13 protein-coding genes are annotated in these 18277 nt (G+C 60.7%); 9 read left to right on the forward strand and 4 right to left on the reverse strand.

All coding sequences use genetic code 11. The features are described from left to right. Positions 1-74: 74 nt before the first annotated feature. The 4 genes from HNR55_RS01510 to HNR55_RS01525 form a co-directional block, all read right to left on the reverse strand. Positions 75-653, reverse strand: a complete 579-nt coding sequence (locus HNR55_RS01510) for a GNAT family N-acetyltransferase (protein WP_166110369.1) — start codon at positions 651-653, stop codon at positions 75-77. Further along, a complete protein-coding gene (rpoD, locus tag HNR55_RS01515) occupies positions 643-2622 on the reverse strand; it encodes an RNA polymerase sigma factor RpoD (protein ID WP_166110371.1) in 1980 nt (659 codons plus the stop codon). The genes HNR55_RS01510 and rpoD overlap by 11 nt, the downstream gene beginning before the upstream one ends. Positions 2623-2778: 156 nt before the next feature. Continuing rightward, the gene (dnaG, locus tag HNR55_RS01520) at positions 2779-4614 is read right to left on the reverse strand and encodes a DNA primase (RefSeq protein ID WP_166110376.1); all 1836 of its coding nucleotides are present in this window, start codon (positions 4612-4614) and stop codon (positions 2779-2781) included. Between the two features lie 24 nt (positions 4615-4638). Then, positions 4639-5094 carry a GatB/YqeY domain-containing protein gene (locus tag HNR55_RS01525; RefSeq protein ID WP_166110379.1) on the reverse strand — a complete coding sequence of 152 codons (456 nt, stop codon included), beginning with the start codon at positions 5092-5094 and terminating at the stop codon, positions 4639-4641. 181 nt (positions 5095-5275) lie between these two features. Between HNR55_RS01525 and carA the strand changes: the two genes are divergently transcribed. The 9 genes from carA to HNR55_RS01570 all read left to right on the forward strand — a co-directional run bounded on the left by carA (position 5276) and on the right by HNR55_RS01570 (position 18202). Further along, positions 5276-6682, forward strand: a complete 1407-nt coding sequence (carA, locus tag HNR55_RS01530) for a glutamine-hydrolyzing carbamoyl-phosphate synthase small subunit (protein ID WP_166110382.1) — start codon at positions 5276-5278, stop codon at positions 6680-6682. 16 nt (positions 6683-6698) lie between these two features. Further along, a complete protein-coding gene (gene carB / locus HNR55_RS01535; protein WP_166110385.1) occupies positions 6699-9953 on the forward strand; it encodes a carbamoyl-phosphate synthase large subunit in 3255 nt (1084 codons plus the stop codon). A gap of 143 nt (positions 9954-10096) precedes the next feature. Beyond that, positions 10097-10570, forward strand: coding sequence for a transcription elongation factor GreA (gene greA / locus HNR55_RS01540; RefSeq protein WP_166110389.1), 474 nt, complete (start codon positions 10097-10099; stop codon positions 10568-10570). 1 nt (position 10571) lies between these two features. Continuing rightward, the gene (locus HNR55_RS01545) at positions 10572-11768 is read left to right on the forward strand and encodes a threonine ammonia-lyase (protein ID WP_166110392.1); all 1197 of its coding nucleotides are present in this window, start codon (positions 10572-10574) and stop codon (positions 11766-11768) included. A 170-nt stretch (positions 11769-11938) separates the two neighbouring features. Next, entirely contained in the window at positions 11939-13477 is a 1539-nt protein-coding gene (gene gpmI, locus HNR55_RS01550; RefSeq protein ID WP_184382508.1) for a 2,3-bisphosphoglycerate-independent phosphoglycerate mutase, read from the forward strand. Then, positions 13478-14923, forward strand: a complete 1446-nt coding sequence (locus HNR55_RS01555) for a murein hydrolase activator EnvC family protein (RefSeq protein ID WP_166110395.1) — start codon at positions 13478-13480, stop codon at positions 14921-14923. It abuts the gene before it with no gap. Positions 14924-15105: 182 nt separating this feature from the next. Beyond that, on the forward strand, positions 15106-16554 hold the full coding sequence (locus tag HNR55_RS01560) for a S41 family peptidase (protein ID WP_166110397.1): 1449 nt from the start codon (positions 15106-15108) through the stop codon (positions 16552-16554). 26 nt (positions 16555-16580) lie between these two features. Beyond that, complete coding sequence (locus HNR55_RS01565) at positions 16581-17696, forward strand: divergent polysaccharide deacetylase family protein (protein ID WP_166110400.1); 1116 nt, start codon at positions 16581-16583, stop codon at positions 17694-17696. Then, the gene (locus HNR55_RS01570) at positions 17696-18202 is read left to right on the forward strand and encodes an RNA pyrophosphohydrolase (RefSeq protein WP_166110403.1); all 507 of its coding nucleotides are present in this window, start codon (positions 17696-17698) and stop codon (positions 18200-18202) included. The genes HNR55_RS01565 and HNR55_RS01570 overlap by 1 nt, the downstream gene beginning before the upstream one ends. Positions 18203-18277: the final 75 nt, after the last annotated feature.

The raw sequence follows: 18277 nt of genomic DNA on the forward strand, positions 1-18277 counted from the left end.
TATAGCCGGACCAATGCCTGAGCCCGGCAGGGAAAGGGAGTGTCAACCACACCCAGCCCGAAAATGCAAGATATTTAGCAGCGCAGATGCGCAGGAATATCCAGTCCAAGGCGGTCTGGCACGTCCCATTCCTCATCCACGCGGCGGATGATCTCAAACCCCATCTGCCGGTAGAGCGGTAGAGCGCGGGGATGGTCCGCCGTGCAGGTATTGACCCGCACGCTCTGCGGGCCATAAGCCCATGCTTGGCGCAGCACCCCATCCAGAAAAGCCCGGCCAACACCCAGCCCTATGGCTTCGGGCAGCAGTCCGAAATAGGCCAGATTGATGTTCTGCGGGTCACCCAGATTAAGCTCGTAAAAACCGCGAATATGCTCGTGCTCACGCAGCAGGCCAACTTTTATGGGAGCTGTCGCCAGCAGACTGGCCAAAGCCTTGTCTGACAGAACCTGCCGCATCCACCAGCAGCAGTTGCGCCCCACACCAAAATGCAGGGTACGGTACTGGGTCAAGGACAGGCGCACGTCATTTTCAAGCACCCAGCCCGGCGGCAAGGCCCGAGCGGGCGTTGCCGGGGGCTGGTCCATACGCATGAAGGTGACCTGCACCTGCATGCGTGTGACCGGTTCCAGAAAGCCCAGATCAGTTATCATCCAGGAAGGAACGCAGCTTGCGGCTCCGGCTGGGGTGCTTGAGCTTGCGCAGCGCCTTGGCCTCAATCTGGCGAATACGCTCGCGGGTAACGTTGAACTGCTGACCGACTTCTTCAAGCGTATGGTCGGTGTTCATGCCAATACCAAAGCGCATGCGCAGCACACGCTCCTCACGCGGAGTGAGAGAGGCCAGAACGCGGGTTGTAGCTTCACGCAGGTTGGTCTGGATAGCCGCATCAAGCGGAATAACAGCCGACTTGTCTTCGATGAAGTCCCCAAGGTGGCTGTCTTCCTCATCCCCGATCGGGGTTTCGAGGGAGATTGGCTCCTTGGCGATCTTGAGCACCTTGCGCACTTTTTCCAGCGGCATGCCCAGCTTTTCGGCCAGCTCTTCGGGTGCGGGTTCACGCCCGATCTCATGCAGCATCTGGCGCGAGGTGCGCACCAGCTTGTTGATGGTCTCGATCATGTGCACAGGAATACGGATGGTCCGCGCCTGATCCGCAATGGAGCGGGTGATCGCCTGCCTGATCCACCACGTCGCGTAGGTGGAGAACTTGTAGCCACGGCGGTATTCGAATTTGTCCACCGCCTTCATCAGGCCGATATTGCCTTCCTGAATCAGGTCAAGGAACTGAAGACCACGGTTGGTATATTTTTTGGCAATGGAAATAACCAGCCGCAGATTGGCCTCGATCATTTCCTTTTTGGCGCGCGCGGAATCCCGCTCGCCACGGGCGACCGTTGCATAGACACGCCGGAACTCGCCAATGGGCAGACCGGTTTCCTGCGCCAGACCCGCCACGCTGTTCCGCAGGTCAACAACCGCTGGCGCGTGCTTGGCCACAAAGTTCTTCCATGAGCGGCCCGGCAGGGCGGCAGCCATGTCCATCCAGCCCGGGTCCAGTTCACGACCACGGTATTTCATCAAAAAATCATCGCGGGAGACACGGCAGCTTTCGGCCAGACGCAGCATGCGCCCTTCCAGCACGTTCAGGCGCTGGAACATCTGCTTGAGCTGGGCCACCAGATCTTCAATGCGGTTGTTGTGCAGGTGAACCTGCTCAACCTTGCTCACCAGCTGGTCACGCAATGCGATGTAGTTGTCTTCGAACGCGCCATCCACATCCTCACCGGATGTCAGAGCTTCAATCCGGTGCACCTGCAATTTGCGCAGGGCCTCGTACAGAGGTTCGATTTCAGCAAAATGGGCCAGAATCTCTGGCTTGAGTTTTTCTTCCAGCGCGGAAAGCGACAGGCCGCTACCTTCGCCCTCAATATCGCCTTCGGATTCGCTGTCTGTCTCTTCGGCCTCTTCGGTCTCGGATTCGGCAAAGGCTTCGCCTTCGGCACCCTCTGCCCCTTCCTCCATCGGTCCACCGCTCTGCATGGCTTCGAGGTCCACAATGTCACGCAGCAGCATTTCATTGTTCAGGATTTTCTCGTGCCAGGAGATAATGGCGCGGAAGGTCAGCGGGCTTTCGCACAGGCCGCCGATCATTTCATCACGGCCTGCTTCGATCCGCTTTGCGATGGCGATTTCGCCTTCGCGGGAGAGCAGTTCAACCGTGCCCATTTCGCGCAGGTACATCCGGACGGGGTCATCCGTGCGGCCTGCGCTTTCGTTCACATTCCCTGCCGCCGGGCCTTCTGCATCGGCCTCGGCTTCAGGCTCTTCCTCATCCGATTCTTCATCGTCATCGGCAGGCTTCTGGGCTTCGCCTTCTTCGCTCTCTTCGCTTTCGACCACCTGAATGCCCATTTCGGACAGGACGGCCATAATGTCCTCGATCTGTTCGGAGGACATTTTATCCTGCGGCAGAACGGCATTCAGCTCATCAAACGTGATGCATCCCCGCTCGCGCCCTTTTGCGATCAGCTTTTTGACCGCGGATGACTGAGTATCCAACAGGCTGGAATCACCATCCTGTTCCTGCGCTGCGTTCGTTGATGCCGTTTTTGTCGCCATGCCAGACCTGCTCCTCCCCCCATCTGTATCCCGGACAGAATACAGAACGACCAGTTTACCACACTTACACTGTTCACGTTATTCGGGGCGGGCAGGACGTGGGATATACTGAGCACGAAGTCAAGAGGAACACCCTCAGGAACATTCAGCCACTACTCAGATATCCGCCTCATCCAGTCCACCACGACGCAGACGCTCCATGGCCTCCAGCCGCGCCTGTAATCTCTGCCATTGGCTGGTATCTCCCGTTTTTTCCAAACAAAAACGGGCCGCGTCGTCCATAACCTCGCGTATGAAGTGGTCACGGTACAACAAGCCGTAAAAATGCCACCATCGTGTTCTGGCAGCAACAATCTCCACATCGCCATGGCTCAGGCCTGCGCCATCAACACGCATGAGCGGCGCCAGAGTTGCCTCCTGCCCGTGTGCCTTCAGCCATGCCCGCAGGTCATCCTCCGTTTGGGGCAGGCAACCATCAGCCGACAGATCCAGCAGCACGCCACGCAATGGCGCAAAATCTACTGGTAAGTCAAGGCGACACAGGGCTTCTTCCATTTCCGCCACCAGTTGGGGATGCTCCACCAGCAGCAGCAGCATCAGGCGTTGCAGCTCCTGCGCCTGATCCAGATTAACCGTGTGCGAATCCTGCACGGCGCCGGGGCTGGCAAAAGCAGACTTCCCTCCCCCGGACTTTGCCTTCCCCCGCCCCTGCTGGCGGAAGGTTGCAAAAAACCGGTCCAGCAATGTCGCGCGGTATTCCGATGCCAGAGCCTTGTCCGGAATAAGGGCGGCAACATCGGTCAGCCTGCGCCGCAGGGCGGCACGTTCCTCCGGCCCCGGGTTGGTAACCCCGGCGGCCAGCAGGTCAAACAGCACGCTGGACAAGGGGGAAGCCCCGGCAAAAAACTCCGCCACAAAGGCGGCTCCCCGCTGGCGGACCAGACTATCGGGGTCCTCCCCATCAGGCAGCAGGCAGATGCGCAGCGTGTGCTCGGGGGCAAGCAGGGGCAGACCGGTTTCCGCCGCCTTTACGGCAGCCCGCCTGCCTGCGCCATCGCCATCAAAACACAATATGGGTGCCCGATCGACCTGCCACAACACGTCCATCTGCTCAGGTGTCAGGGCGGTGCCCAAGGGGGCTACAGCCCCGGTAAAGCCCGCCTGATGCAGGGCTATGACATCCATATACCCTTCCACCACAATCAGGTCCGGGGCCACCACACCTTTGGGCCTTGGCGCCCGCACGGCCGCACGGGCGCGGTCCAGCCCGAACAGCAGCCTGCGCTTGGAAAAAAGCGGCGTTTCCGGCCCGTTCAGGTATTTGGGCTGCCCATCCCCCAGAATACGCCCCCCGAAGGAGACAAGCCGCCCCTTACGGTCACGGATGGGGAATGTCACACGCCCCCAGAACAGTTCGCCTTTTGGCCTGCCATCCTCATCCACCCGCATGAGCCCGGCCTGCGCCATCTGCTCGGGGGTTATGCCCTGTGGGGCGAGTGCCTCCACCAGATGCCCACGCCCCGCACTGGCCCAGCCCAGCCCAAAAGCCGTTATGGTCTCACGCGTCAGGCCACGGCCGAGCAGGTAGTCCAGCCCTGCACGCCCTTCAGGCTTGTACAGGGCGGCGGACCACACGGCCTGAGCGGCCTCCAGCACATCTTCCAGCGAGCGGACATGGGCCACCTCCTCACGCGTGGCGCGGGTGTCCCTTGGCACTTCCATCCCTGCGGCGGCGGACAGTTCCTCCACCGCCTCGGGGAAGTTTTTACCCTCCATCTGCATGACAAAGGAGATGACATCCCCATGCACACCACAGCCAAAGCAATGGAAGTGGTCATCATACACATAGAAGGAAGGTGTTTTTTCCCCATGGAAGGGGCAGCACCCTTTCCAGTTCCGCCCCGAACGCGCGAGTTTGACCCTACGCCCGATAACAGACGTTATGGGCGTACGGGCGCGCAGTTCATCCAGAAAGTTGGAATCAATGGCCATGGGGTGCGTATGCTACTCCGCGCCTTAGCCCAGCAGGGCCTTTACGGCGGCACTTGCGCGGCTCATATCCAGCGCAGCGCCAAACCTGCCTTTTAGCACACCCATGACCTTGCCCATATCCTTCATGGACGCGGCTCCGGTAGAAGCCACAGCTTCGGCCACGGCGGCATTCAGCGTTGCTTCATCCAGTTCAGGCGGCAGGTAGCCACGGATGACGGCAATTTCGGCCTCTTCCTTGTCTGCCAGTTCGGGGCGTCCGGCTTCGCGGTAGAGGGTAGCGGATTCCATTCGGGACTTGATCATGCCGCGCAGGGCGGACATGCCTTCTTCCTCGCTCAGCCCTTCATTCCCCTTTGCACGACCTGCGATTTCCACATCCTTGAGCTTGGCCGTCACCATGCGAATGGTTGCAACGCGGGCACTTTCGCCTGCCTTCATTGCGGTTTTCAGGTCTGCCATCAGGCTTTCACGAAGGGTCATGCTTCTTCTACGCTCCATATGTGTTTACAATCGCCCCGCACCATACCACCCGGCACGGAAAAAAGCTTTACGGGAAAAAACTTCCCAGCGTCCCGCGCGTTCGCTTTCTTCGGGTGGGAAATTTCTTCCCACCTCGCTGACATGCTGCTAGAAGAGCGCTCCGGGAGGAACCATTTTGCACATGCCCATGTCAATCGACTCCATTATAGCCCGCATTGGCGGCGCAGATGCCACAGCGCGGCTGACCGGCGTTGGCACCGAGGCCATTCGCAAATGGCGGCAGGCGCAGGCCATTCCCTCCCGCCATTGGCCAGCCATTGCGCAGGCCACGGGTCTTTCCCTTCAGGACCTCCAGCCCACACCCGCAGTTACAGACAGACCCTCCCCCCTTGCGGGAGGCAGCCAGACAGGATCATCCATGCCTCAAGCCCGCCCGGATGGCGCGACCGCCGCTCTTGTTCTCGCAGATGGCAGCGTATTGTGGGGGAAAGGCTTTGGCGCCTTCACGCCCAGGCCCGCCATTGGGGAAATCTGCTTTTCCACCAGCATGACCGGGTATCAGGAAACCCTGACCGACCCCTCCTTTGCCGGTCAGATCATTACCTTTACCTTCCCGCATATCGGCAATGTCGGCACGAACGCGCTGGATGATGAGGCCGCACGCCCAGCAGCCCTTGGGCTTGTGGTCAAGGAAGACCCGACCGAGCAGGCCAACTGGCGCGCAACCAGCAGTCTGGATGCGTGGCTCAAGCAGCACGGCACCCCCGGCATTGCCGGTGTGGACACCCGCAGCCTGACCCTGAAAATCCGTGATGGCGGCGCACAGACCGCAGCCCTTGTCTTCCCTGCCGATGGCAGGTTCGATCTGGACGCCATTGCCGCAGAAGTTGCCGCATGGCCGGGGCTGGAGGGCATGGACCTTGCCAAGGAAGTCACTTGTGCAGCGCCCTATGACTGGTCCGAAGGTGTGTGGTCATGGCCTGACAACACCGCAGCCCCCACCGGCAAGCGCCGCAAGGTTGTTGCGGTGGACTACGGGGCAAAACGCAACATTCTGCGCTGCCTTGTCAGTGCGGGCTGTGATGTGACCGTAGTCCCCGCCACCACCACGGGTGAGCAGATCCTCGCCCTCAAGCCCGAAGGTGTGTTCCTGTCCAACGGTCCGGGGGACCCGGCAGCCACGGCCACCTACGCCGTACCTGCCATCCGCACCGTGCTGGAAGCGGGCATACCGCTGTTTGGCATCTGCCTTGGGCACCAGCTTCTGGCGCAGGCTCTTGGGGCGAAGACCTACAAGATGGAACGCGGCCACCGGGGCGCCAACCAGCCCGTGCAGGACCTTGCAACCGGCAAGGTGGAAATTACCAGCCAGAACCACGGCTTTGCCGTAGATGCCAAAACCCTGCCCGACGATGCGCATGTGACCCATGTCAGCCTGTTTGATGGCTCGAACGAAGGGCTGGCATCCGACAAATACGCGGCTTTTTCCGTCCAGTATCACCCCGAGGCAAGCCCCGGCCCGTCAGACAGCTTTTATCTGTTTGAACGGTTTGTCACCCTGATCGACACCAACGGCGTCAAGCACTAACAGGACCGAACGCATCATGCCCAAACGGACAGACATCCGCTCCATCCTCATCATCGGCGCCGGTCCCATTGTTATCGGTCAGGCGTGCGAGTTCGACTATTCCGGCGCACAGGCCTGCAAGGCCCTGCGGGAAGAAGGGTACCGGGTTATTCTGGTCAACTCCAACCCCGCCACCATCATGACCGACCCCGGCCTTGCGGACGCCACCTATGTGGAACCCATTACGCCAGAAGTGGTCGAGCGCATTATCCTCAAGGAAAAGCCAGACGCGGTCCTGCCCACCATGGGCGGGCAGACGGCCCTGAACACGGCCATGGCGCTGCATGCCTCGGGCTTTCTGGAAAAGCACAATGTTGAGCTGATCGGCGCCAAGGCCGATGTGATCGACCGTGCGGAAGACCGCCAGAAGTTCCGCGAAGCCATGGATGCCATTGGCATTGAAAGCCCGCGCAGCTTTATTGCCCATACGCTGGCCGAAGCGCACGAAGCGCTCAAGAAGATTGGCTTCCCCACCATTATCCGCCCCTCCTTTACCATGGGCGGCTCGGGCGGTGGCATTGCCTATAACCGGGAGGAGTTCGAGCGGATCATCCTCTCGGGGCTGGATGCGTCCCCCACCACGGAAGTGCTGGTTGAAGAGTCCGTTCTGGGCTGGAAAGAGTACGAAATGGAAGTTGTGCGCGACACCGCGGACAACTGCATTATCATATGCTCGATCGAAAACATCGACCCCATGGGCATCCACACGGGTGACTCCATTACCGTAGCCCCCGCCCTTACGCTGACCGACAAAGAATACCAGCGTATGCGCGATGCCTCCCTGGCCTGCCTGCGCGCCATTGGGGTGGAAACAGGCGGCTCCAACGTGCAGTTCGGCATAAACCCCGCCGATGGCCGTATGGTGGTGATCGAGATGAACCCCCGCGTCTCGCGCTCCTCGGCCCTTGCTTCCAAGGCTACGGGGTTCCCCATTGCCAAGGTCGCGGCCAAGCTGGCTGTGGGTTACACGCTTGATGAACTGAAAAACGACATCACGCGCACAACCCCGGCCTCCTTCGAGCCGACCATTGACTACGTTGTGGTCAAGATCCCGCGCTTTACGTTTGAAAAATTCCCCGGCGCACCGGCCCTGCTCTCCACCTCCATGAAGTCGGTTGGGGAAGCCATGGCCATTGGCCGCTCCTTCCCCGAAGCGCTCCAGAAGGGCCTGCGCTCGATGGAAACCGGGCTACACGGGCTGGACCCCGTGGAAGCCCCCGGCGATGGTGGGGAAGATGCCTTCCGTGCAGCGCTCTCCCAGCCGCGGCCGGAGCGTATTCTCATGGCGGCTCAGGCGCTGCGGGCTGGCCTGTCGGTTGAGGCCATTCACGAAGCCTGCAAGTTTGAGCCGTGGTTCCTGCGTGAGATGGAAAAAATCATCCGCGCGGAACGGGAAGTCGAACACCACGGCCTGCCCAAGGATGCGCAGAGCCTGCGCCGCCTCAAAGCCCTTGGCTTTTCTGATGTGCAGCTCTCCCGCCTGTCGGGCACCCAGCCTGAAGAAGTGGAGCAGCTCCGCACAAAAGCGGGTGTCACCCCCATTTACCGCCGGATTGACACCTGTGCTGGTGAGTTCGCCTCCGCAACGCCTTACATGTATTCCAGCTACGAAGGGCATTTTGCCCCCCCGATCTGTGAATCCAACCCGACGGACCGCGAAAAGATCATTATTCTCGGCGGTGGCCCCAACCGCATCGGTCAGGGTATCGAGTTCGACTACTGCTGTGTGCATGCCGCCTACGCCCTGCGTGAGGCCGGGTATGAGACCATTATGGTCAACTGCAACCCCGAGACGGTCTCCACCGACTACGACACTTCCGACCGCCTGTATTTTGAACCCCTGACCGCCGAGGACGTCATTGCCCTGATCCGTTGCGAACAGCGTAACGGCACGGTCAAGGGCTGCATTGTGCAGTATGGCGGCCAGACCCCGCTCAAGCTCTCCCGCGCACTGGAGGCCGCTGGCATTCCGCTGCTGGGCACGCCAGCAGACGCCATTGACCGTGCGGAAGACCGCGAGCGCTTCCAGACCATGCTGCACAAGCTTGGCCTGCGCCAGCCCGAAAACGGCATTGCCCGCAGCCCCGAAGAGGCCGAAAGCGTAGCCGAGCGCGTAGGCTACCCCGTGGTTGTCCGCCCATCTTACGTGCTGGGCGGCCGGGCGATGGAAATCGTGTATGACCGCGCCTCCCTCCAGCGTTACATGCGTGACGTGCTGCGGGTTGCCGGGCATGAGATTTCCTCCGGCCCGATCCTGCTTGACCGCTACCTGAACGAAGCGATTGAAGCAGACGTGGACTGTATTGCCGATGGCACGGATGTGTACGTGGCCGGTGTTATGGAACACATTGAGGAAGCGGGCATTCACTCGGGTGACAGTGCCTGCGCCCTGCCGCCCTACACCCTCTCCCCCGCCATTGTGACCGAACTCAAGGCCCAGACCGAAGCCATGGCCCGCGAGCTTGGCATTGTGGGGCTGATGAACGTCCAGTACGCCATCAAGGATCAGGAGATCTTTGTGCTCGAGGTCAATCCTCGCGCATCGCGCACTGTGCCGTTTGTGGCCAAGGCAACGGGTGTGCCGGTCGCCAAGATTGGCGCACGGGTTATGGCAGGCAGCAAGCTGAACACCTTTAATCTGGACGACCGCGCCGTGGTGCCGCATGTGGCCGTCAAGGAAGCGGTGTTCCCCTTCAACCGCTTTGCGGAAGTGGACACCATCCTTGGGCCGGAAATGCGCTCCACGGGTGAAGTCATGGGGCTGGATACTTCGTTCGAGCGGGCCTTTGCCAAGTCCCAGCTTGGGGCTGGTGTGCGCCTGCCCATGAGCGGCACGGTGTTCCTGTCCGTGCGGGAAAGCGACAAGCCCCTACTGCCCCCACTTGGCCGCCTGCTGGCTTCCATGGGCTTCAAGATCGTGGCCACACGGGGTACGGCGCGCAAGCTGCGTGAGTCCGGGATCGAGGTTAGCGTGGTCAACAAGGTGCTTGAAGGCCGCCCGCACTGCGTGGATGCCATTCGCTCCGGTGAGGTGCAGATGGTCATCAACACCGCACAGGGTGCGCAGTCGGTGGCAGACAGTTTTGACATCCGCCGCTCGGCCCTTGTTCTGGGCATTCCGCACTACACCACCATGGCGGGCGCGCGTGCGGCAATCCATGCGATTGCGGCAATGCGTGAAGGACCGCTTGATGTTGCGCCACTTCAGTCATACTTTAGCGGTTCGTTCTGAGCGCACGGGGTAGCCTTTAGGGCTGCCCCACCCGTTCCATGCCGGGCCAAACCCCACGAGTGTGAGGCGTCACCCGACGCGATTATTGTGTAACTACTGCGCCGGGCCAGCAGGCCCGGCAGCTTTTATTCTGGGGACACGTCTTGCAGAAAACTCCAATGACGGGCAAGGGTCTGCTTCAGCTTGAAGACGAGCTGCGCAAGCTGAGATCAGAAGAACGCCCAGCTGTTATCCGCGCCATTGCGGAAGCCCGCAGCCATGGCGACCTTTCGGAAAACGCTGAATACCATGCCGCGCGCGAGCGCCAGTCCTTTATTGAAGGGCGTATTCAGGAACTGGAAGAACTGATCTCCACCGCCGAGGTGATCGAGCCTTCTTCCCTGTCTGGCAGCCACATCAAGTTCGGTGCGACCGTGTGCCTTGTTGACGAAGATACGGACAAGGAAATCACCTACCAGATCGTGGGTCTGCACGAGGCGGACATCAAACAGAGCAAGATTTCCATCTCCTCCCCGCTCGCCAAATCCCTGATTGGCAAGCAGGAAGGTGACACCGTTTCCGTACCCGCTCCCGGCGGGGACCGGACTTACGAAATCCTGTCCGTCAAATTTGTCTGACATGATCTCCCTCGAAGATGTCACCGCCGCGGCCGAGCGCATTCGTGGCAAGGTTATCCGCACGCCAACACTGCCCTCCCATGCGCTCTCCCGCGCAACGGGGGCGGATATTACGCTCAAGCTGGAAAACCTTCAGGCCGTTGGTTCCTTCAAGGAACGCGGGGCCGCCAACAAGCTGGCTCTGCTGACCCCGGAGGAACGCGCACGCGGTGTTATTGCCGTATCCGCTGGCAACCACGCACAGGGTGTGGCCCGCCATGCCAGCCTGCTGGGCATTGACGCGGTGATTGTCATGCCCAAGTTCACGCCCACCGGCAAAGTGGTACGCACCCGCAACTGGGGTGCGCGCGTGATACTGGAAGGGGAAACCTTTGCCGAAGCCCTGATGTTTGCACAGGACATGCAGGCGCGCGAAGGCCGGACCTTTGTACACCCGTATGATGATGTCGCCGTTATGGCAGGCCAGGGCACCTGCGCACTGGAACTGCTGGAAGATGCGGGCGAGCTGGACATGCTGGTCGCCCCCATTGGGGGTGGTGGCCTGCTGGCGGGCTGCTCCATTGCTGCGCGCGCACTGCGCCCGAACATGGAGCTGATTGGCGTGCAGGTTGAATCGTACGATTCCCTTGCGGCTTTCCCCGGCCCGGCCACACACCCCAATGGTGGTTCCACCATTGCCGAAGGCATTGCCGTACTCCAGATTGGCAAGCAGACGGATGTGATCATTCGCAAGCAGGTGGACAAGGTTCTGGTTGTTTCCGAATGCGCGATTGAAAACGCCATTACCCTGCTGGCCGAAGGCGCAAAACAGGTGAGCGAAGGGGCCGGAGCCGCTGCTCTTGCCGCCGTGCTGACCTACCCTGACCTGTTCCGGGGTAAAAAGGTGGCTCTTCCCATCTCTGGCGGGAACATTGACAGCCGTATTCTGGCCAACACCCTCCTGCGCGCCATGCTCCGCGACGGGCGCATCCTGCGGCTGGTTATGGAAATTCCCGACCGCCCCGGCGTGCTGGCCGATATTTCCAAAACCATCGGGGAAGCTGGCGGCAATATTATAGAAGTCTCGCACCAGAGGCTTTTTGCCGCCCCCTCCGTGCAGGCCGCCCAGCTTGAGGTGATGATAGAAGCGCGTGATCCCGAACACGCAGCCCTTATTACCAAAGCACTGGAACGCACCTACATCGTACGCAGGGCCTGAAGGCCGGATGGCACTTTGGAATAAACCCTGAACGGGGTGGTGGAGGCTGTTCCACCACCCCGTTTTTGTATCCACCCGCCTGCCCTGCTGCGCGACCTCTTTATCTTCCCCGCGTTTTGGTGGCATTATTCACGCAGAACCAAAAAAACATAAAAATGAGGTCCAACACCATGTCCTCCATCCCTCAGCCTCCCAAGCGCACTGCCATGCTGGTCATTCTTGACGGGTTCGGCTGGCGTGAAGACCCGTCAGACAACGCGGTGCATCTGGCCAGAACACCCAACTTTGACCAGTTGTGGCAGGCCAACCCACACAGCTTCCTGCGCACAAGCGGGGAGGACGTGGGCCTGCCTGCGGGGCAGATGGGCAATTCGGAAGTCGGGCACCTCAATATTGGCGCAGGCCGGGTGGTCATGCAGGAACTGCCGCGTATTTTTACCGCCATTGAGGACGGGTCCTTGGCGCGCAATCCGGTTTTGACTGATTTTATCGCCACGCTCAAAAAAACCGGTGGCACCTGCCACCTTATGGGGCTGATTTCCACAGGTGGGGTCCATTCGCATCAGGACCACGCCGCAGCCCTTGCCCGTATTGTCAGTGACGCAGGCGTACCCGTAGCCCTGCACCTGTTTACCGATGGCCGCGATACAGCCCCCCGCTCGGCACACACCTACCTGCAACAGCTCCGCGCGGCTTTGCCTGCCGGTGTGCAACTTGCCACCATCTCGGGCCGCTATTACGCCATGGACCGCGACAAACGCTGGGACCGGGTGGAAAAAGCCTACAACGCTCTGGTCAGCGCCACCGGCCCGCAGGCCAATACGCCGGAAGAGGTTGTGGATGCGGCCTATGCGCAGGATGTATCGGACGAGTTCATTCTCCCCACCGTGCTGGCAGGCTATGCGGGCATGCAGGATGGGGATGGTATTCTGTCCTTCAACTTCCGGGCAGACCGCATCCGCCAGTTGATGGATACGTTGCTGGAGCCGGATTTTGCAGGCTTTGCCCGCAGCAAAACGGTGCATTTTGCCGCAGCTCTGGCCATGACCCATTACAGCGATGCTCTGGCAGGGCGCATGACCGTTCTGTTCCCGCCGGAAGAACTGACCAACCTGCTGGGCGAGGTAGTCGCGCAGGCAGGTCTCCGCCAGCTCCGTATGGCGGAGACGGAAAAATACCCGCACGTCACCTACTTCATGAATGGTGGCCGCGAAAAACTGTTTGAAGGCGAAGACCGTATTCTGGTGCCCTCCCCCAAAGTGGCCACCTACGACCTGCAACCCGAAATGTCGGCCCCGGAACTGACCGACAAGGCCGTAGCCGCCATTAAAAGCGGGGAATACGACCTGATCGTGCTCAATTTTGCCAACCCGGACATGGTAGGCCATACCGGGGTGCTGGCCGCGGCCATTACCGCCGTGGAAGCCGTGGATACCGGGCTGGGCCGCATTGCCCGCGCGCTGGAGGAGGAACACGGAATCCTGCTGGTAACAGCCGACCACGGCAACTGCGAAACCATGAAAGACCCGCAGACAGGCGGCCCGCACACCGCCCATACGCTTAACCTTGTGCCCTTTATTGTTGCTGGGGCCAGCGCAACAAAACTGCATGACGGCGGCAAACTGGCTGATCTGGCCCCTACCCTGCTTGATGCCCTCAACCTGCCCAAACCCGCCGAAATGACAGGCCAGTCCCTGCTTGCGCACTGAATGAGCACTCCCCGGCCATTTTTTTACGCCACAGGCCCTTCTGCCAAAACAGGTGGCACACTGGTCGGGGCAGCATTGCTGCTGGGGGTGGGCCTGTTCTGCCCTCTTCAGGCAGTCTGGGGGGCAGAGCACACACGCCATGCCCGGCAGGCAGGGGCCACCAGCGTGCACAAAAAAAAGCACGCCAGCCAACCGGGCGCACCGGCCCCGGATACGCTGCCCAATACGCGCCCTCCAGTCCACGGCAAGGTGGGGCATTCCGTTTTGCAGGCACAGGCGGCGGTAGAAGCCGCCCGCGCGCAGCATCTGGCCATGGAGCAGGAAAAAAAACGGCAGGCAGCAGCCATAGAGGCTTCCCGCCTTAAAAACGAAGCCGCACAGGCAGCGGCCATGCAGGCCAGAAATCAGGCACTCGCCCTGTCTGCGGCAACTGTTGCCGCAACCAGCCAGTTGCATGATACGGAACAGCAGATCTCCGACCTGAGCGAACGCATTAACGCAATCCGGAATGAGCAGCGTGGCCTGCAAAACGCCCTGCGCACCAGCGCACAGGCCCTAGCCCCCATTCTGCCACTGGCTGAACGCTTATCCCTTTACCCATCCGATACCCTTCTCGCAGCCCCTGTACCACAGGGGGAGGCCGTAACCGGGTTTTTGATCCTGCGGGGGTTGTCACGCCAGATGGAGGTGCAGGCACAGGGCATGCGGGCTCAGCAGGCGCGCCTGAGTGCCGTAGATGCGGACCTTTCCGCCCAGTACGCGACCCTTGCAGGGCTAAAGCAGAACCAGCGCCAGCAGCGTGATACCGTACGCCAGCAGGCGGCCCGTGCCCGCATAACCCAGCAGCAGGCCAACAAACTGGCCCAGAGTACTGCGCAGCAACTGCTTGCCGCAACCCAGCGCGCCTCCAGCCTGCAGGATGCGATTGCCCGGCTGGATGCACTGGAAGAAACCGCCCGTGCCGCCCTGCAGCGCGAAATTGCCACCGCCGAGCAGGCCCATCAGACCGAGCGGGCACGGACTGCCCGCCAGCAGGAAGCCACACTCAGCCAGAACGAGGGGCCGGGTCTGGCTGAACACAGCACGGGTACGGGGGCACAGCCTGTTGCTGGCAAACTGGTTTCGGGCTGGGGGGTCGCCAGCGATTCCGGCCCCACAACCGGCATGACCTACCGCACCCCGCCGGGTGCAAGTGTGCGCGCCCCCTGTTCTGGCAGTGTGGACTTTGCCGGGGCGTTCCGCAGCTATGGGCAGATGGTTATTTTAAACTGCGGGCGACATTACCGCTTTGTTCTGGCAGGACTTTCCGAGTTGAGCGTGGACACTGCACAGAGTTTGACAAAAGGCGCACCCGTGGGACACATGAGTGCAGCAGGCAGTTCCGCTACCCTTTTCATTCAGTTGCGTAACGGACAAAAAACCGTCAACCCCGCTCCGTTTCTGTAAAGAGAGAGACGGGTTGCGCGCTCAGGCTGTTTCCCTCTGTTGCGGAACACGCTAGTCTTGCGCAATATGCCGCCATGCTCCGGCACGGCGCGCAATGCACACGACTTTGGTTGGTGCGCGTATTTGAAAAGACAGGAAGAACAAGCGCACGGGCAAAGCCCTGCGACAGGAGACAAGATCGCATGAAGTTCCGCACAGGTCTGATGCTCGGCGCCGCAGCCATGACCGGCCTTGCCCTGACTTTTCACCCCGGATACCACAATGGCGCTGGGTTCCTGAGCACACCGGCTCAGGCGGAAAGCACCACCCCGGACGCCTCCCCCACCACCAACCATGCGGAAACCTACCGCCTGCTGACCCTGTTTGGTACGGTGCTGGACCTTGTGCGGGCGGACTATGTTGAGCCTGTTTCCGACCGGGACCTGATCACCAACGCCCTGAACGGCATGCTCAGCGGTCTGGACCCCCATAGCTCATACATGACCCAGAAACAGTATGATGACATGATGGTGCAGATGAAAGGCGAATTTGGCGGCCTTGGGCTGGAACTCCAGCAGCAGGACGGCCACATCCGCGTTGTATCCCCCATTGATGGCACACCGGGCTTTCGCGCAGGGATCAAGCCGGGCGACTACATTATTGCCGTGGATGGCCACACCATAGACGGCACACCGCTGGATGAAGCGGTTAAAAAAATGCGCGGCAAGGCTGATACCAAAATTACCCTGACCCTTGTGCGCGAAAAAACACCCAAGCCTATTACAGTCACCCTGACGCGTGAGATCATTCATATCGACGTGGTCAAATCCGCTCTGTATGACCGGATTGGCTACCTGCGCATCGCCCAGTTTAATGAAACCACAGAAAAAGAACTGCTCAAGGGCTACAACACCCTCAAGCAGCAGGCGGGTGGCAAGCTGGGCGGTCTGGTGCTGGACCTGCGGAATGACCCCGGTGGCCTGCTTGATCAGGCGGTAGAGGTTTCCTCCAGCTTCATCCGCTCGGGCGAGATTGTCTCCACCCGTGCACGCCACGCCAAGGACAGCCAGCGCTGGGATGCGCATGGTACGGATATTACGGATGACCTGCCCATGGTGGTGCTGATCAACGGTGGCTCGGCCTCCGCATCGGAAATTGTGTCCGGCGCATTGCAAGACCACCATCGCGCCGTGCTGATTGGCACACGCACCTTTGGCAAGGGCTCCGTGCAGTCCATTATTCCCATTCCCGGCAACGGGGCCGTTCGCCTGACCACCGCGCGTTACTACACGCCTTCGGGCCGCTCCATTCAGGCGCTGGGCATTACGCCTGATATTGTGGTCAAGGAAACGCGAGAAGACCCCGCCTTCAGCCTGCGTGAAGCGGACCTTGAGCATATCCTTAAAAATCAGGGTGGTAACCAGACCAAGGCGCAGCCCCGTACGGACCTGCCCGCCATTGCCAAGATCATTCCCGACCAGCCCCCCGCCAACTGGCCGGAGTTTGAATACAACAAGCCCAATACGGACTTCCAGTTACAGGAAGGCCTGCGTGTTGTACGCTCCATGGCTGGCCTGCCAGCCCCCGACCCCACGGCATCCCTGCCCCCGGTCAAGCCAGCGGCCAAAACCGACTGTTCAGCCCATAACTAACGCGTAGCAGGTACAAGGCAGTGGTCATGCAGACACCTTCCCTATGGCAGCAACTGCCAGCCAATGGTCGGCTGTTCATCCGCTTCTGGGGCGGGGCTTTTGCTGCTACGGCTGTCTTGGCTCTGGCACTCCAGATGATGGGACCACCCCACCTGATTGCCGGTGGGGACGATATTGATACTCAGGCAGAACCGGGCACTAAAACCGGCACTGGTGCTCACCTTGTCAACATTCCCTCCCCGCAGGCGGGGCTACTGGACAGGACCGTAGGACCGGGTGGCTTCCCCCTGCCCAAGCGCGGGCCTCATGGCGCCCTGCCACGGCAGATTTACGCAGCCCCCACCGTGGACGTGCCCCCCGGCGCTCCAATGGTGGCCCTGCTGGTGGATGGTGTTGGCCAGTCTGAAGACCTGACAAAAGAAGCCATTGCCGCCCTGCCCGGTCAGGTATCCCTTGCCGTCTCTCCTTATGTGGCGGACCCGGATGCCATTATGGAGGCAGCCCGCCAGCACCAGCATGAACTTCTGCTCTCGCTCCCCATGCAGGGAGATGCCGCAAAAACGGCCTCTGCGGGCAAGGATACCTCCGCCGACAGCGAAGGCCCCAAGGCACTGGGCGTTCTGCTTTCTGCCCAGCAGAACATGGAAAACCTGAACTGGTCCTTGTCTCATCTGGCGGGATATGTGGGGGTCACCAATGCTTTTGACGGGCAGAATGGTGGCGGGTTCCCCAATTCCAGCGGGTTCAAATCCATTCTCTCAGCTCTGGACCAGCGCGGGCTGCTTTACCTGAACGCAAGCCCCGACACCCATATCGAAAGCAGTAATGCAGTCGGTTCGGCGGATGTGAGCATCAACACCGACGAAGATATTGTGAATATCGACATCCAGTTACTCAAACTCCAGCAGCTTGCCCGCCAGAACGGGCGCGCCATTGGTGTGCTTGGCCCCCTGCGCCCTGTTGCTCTGGCCTGCCTGCGGGCGTGGCTGCCCCACCTCAAGGATGTGGGCATAACGCTGGTGCCAGTCAGCCAGCTTATCCAGCCCACCGACCCGGCCAGCCTGCCCCAGCCTGCCAGCAACGGCCAGATGCACGTCAACCTGATCAACCCGGCCCCCCGCATGATGGGAGGCAGCCACTAATGTCTGTTGACCCAAACACCCTGCCCTACCGCCCCAATGTAGGGGCGCTGATTTTTAATGCCGAAGGCCGCGTGCTTATTGCCCGCAGGACCGACATGCCCGGTGCAGGCGGCCCCCTTTCACAGGGGATATGGCAATGCCCGCAGGGCGGGATAGACGAAGGGGAAGACCCGCGCACCGCTGTCCTGCGTGAAGTGGGGGAAGAACTTGGTACAAGCCACGTCCATATTCTGGCCGAACACCCCGAATGGATCGCGTATGATCTGCCAGCAGCGCTCATTGGCCATGCCTTTGGCGGACGCTACCGAGGCCAGACCCAGAAATGGTTTGCCCTGCGCTTTACCGGCACCGAAGCCGATATTCAGCTAGACAGCCACCTGCCTGCCGAATTTGATGCGTGGATGTGGATTGACCTGCAAACTTTGCCCGACTGTTCCGTCGGTTTTAAAAAACCGATTTACGAACAACTGGTCAGGGACTTTGCCCACCACGCGGTAGCAGGCTGAACCACGGGCTCCGTGCCTTCGCGGCACCACAACGCACGGCAGCAGAGCGGCCCAGCAACAAAAAGCCATTGGTCT

The sequence above is a fragment of the Acetobacter lovaniensis genome, from assembly GCF_014207635.1.
Classification (GTDB): Bacteria; Pseudomonadota; Alphaproteobacteria; order Acetobacterales; family Acetobacteraceae; genus Acetobacter; species Acetobacter lovaniensis.

Coding starts and splice junctions, on each gene's coding strand:
- HNR55_RS01510 (WP_166110369.1), bottom strand. CDS start 653: ATGATAACTGATCTGGGCTTTCTGGAACCGGTCACACGCATGCAGGTG.
- rpoD (WP_166110371.1), bottom strand. CDS start 2,622: ATGGCGACAAAAACGGCATCAACGAACGCAGCGCAGGAACAGGATGGT.
- dnaG (WP_166110376.1), bottom strand. CDS start 4,614: ATGGCCATTGATTCCAACTTTCTGGATGAACTGCGCGCCCGTACGCCC.
- HNR55_RS01525 (WP_166110379.1), bottom strand. CDS start 5,094: ATGACCCTTCGTGAAAGCCTGATGGCAGACCTGAAAACCGCAATGAAG.
- carA (WP_166110382.1), top strand. CDS start 5,276: ATGCCCATGTCAATCGACTCCATTATAGCCCGCATTGGCGGCGCAGAT.
- carB (WP_166110385.1), top strand. CDS start 6,699: ATGCCCAAACGGACAGACATCCGCTCCATCCTCATCATCGGCGCCGGT.
- HNR55_RS01545 (WP_166110392.1), top strand. CDS start 10,572: ATGATCTCCCTCGAAGATGTCACCGCCGCGGCCGAGCGCATTCGTGGC.
- gpmI (WP_184382508.1), top strand. CDS start 11,939: ATGTCCTCCATCCCTCAGCCTCCCAAGCGCACTGCCATGCTGGTCATT.
- HNR55_RS01555 (WP_166110395.1), top strand. CDS start 13,478: ATGAGCACTCCCCGGCCATTTTTTTACGCCACAGGCCCTTCTGCCAAA.
- HNR55_RS01560 (WP_166110397.1), top strand. CDS start 15,106: ATGAAGTTCCGCACAGGTCTGATGCTCGGCGCCGCAGCCATGACCGGC.
- HNR55_RS01565 (WP_166110400.1), top strand. CDS start 16,581: ATGCAGACACCTTCCCTATGGCAGCAACTGCCAGCCAATGGTCGGCTG.
- HNR55_RS01570 (WP_166110403.1), top strand. CDS start 17,696: ATGTCTGTTGACCCAAACACCCTGCCCTACCGCCCCAATGTAGGGGCG.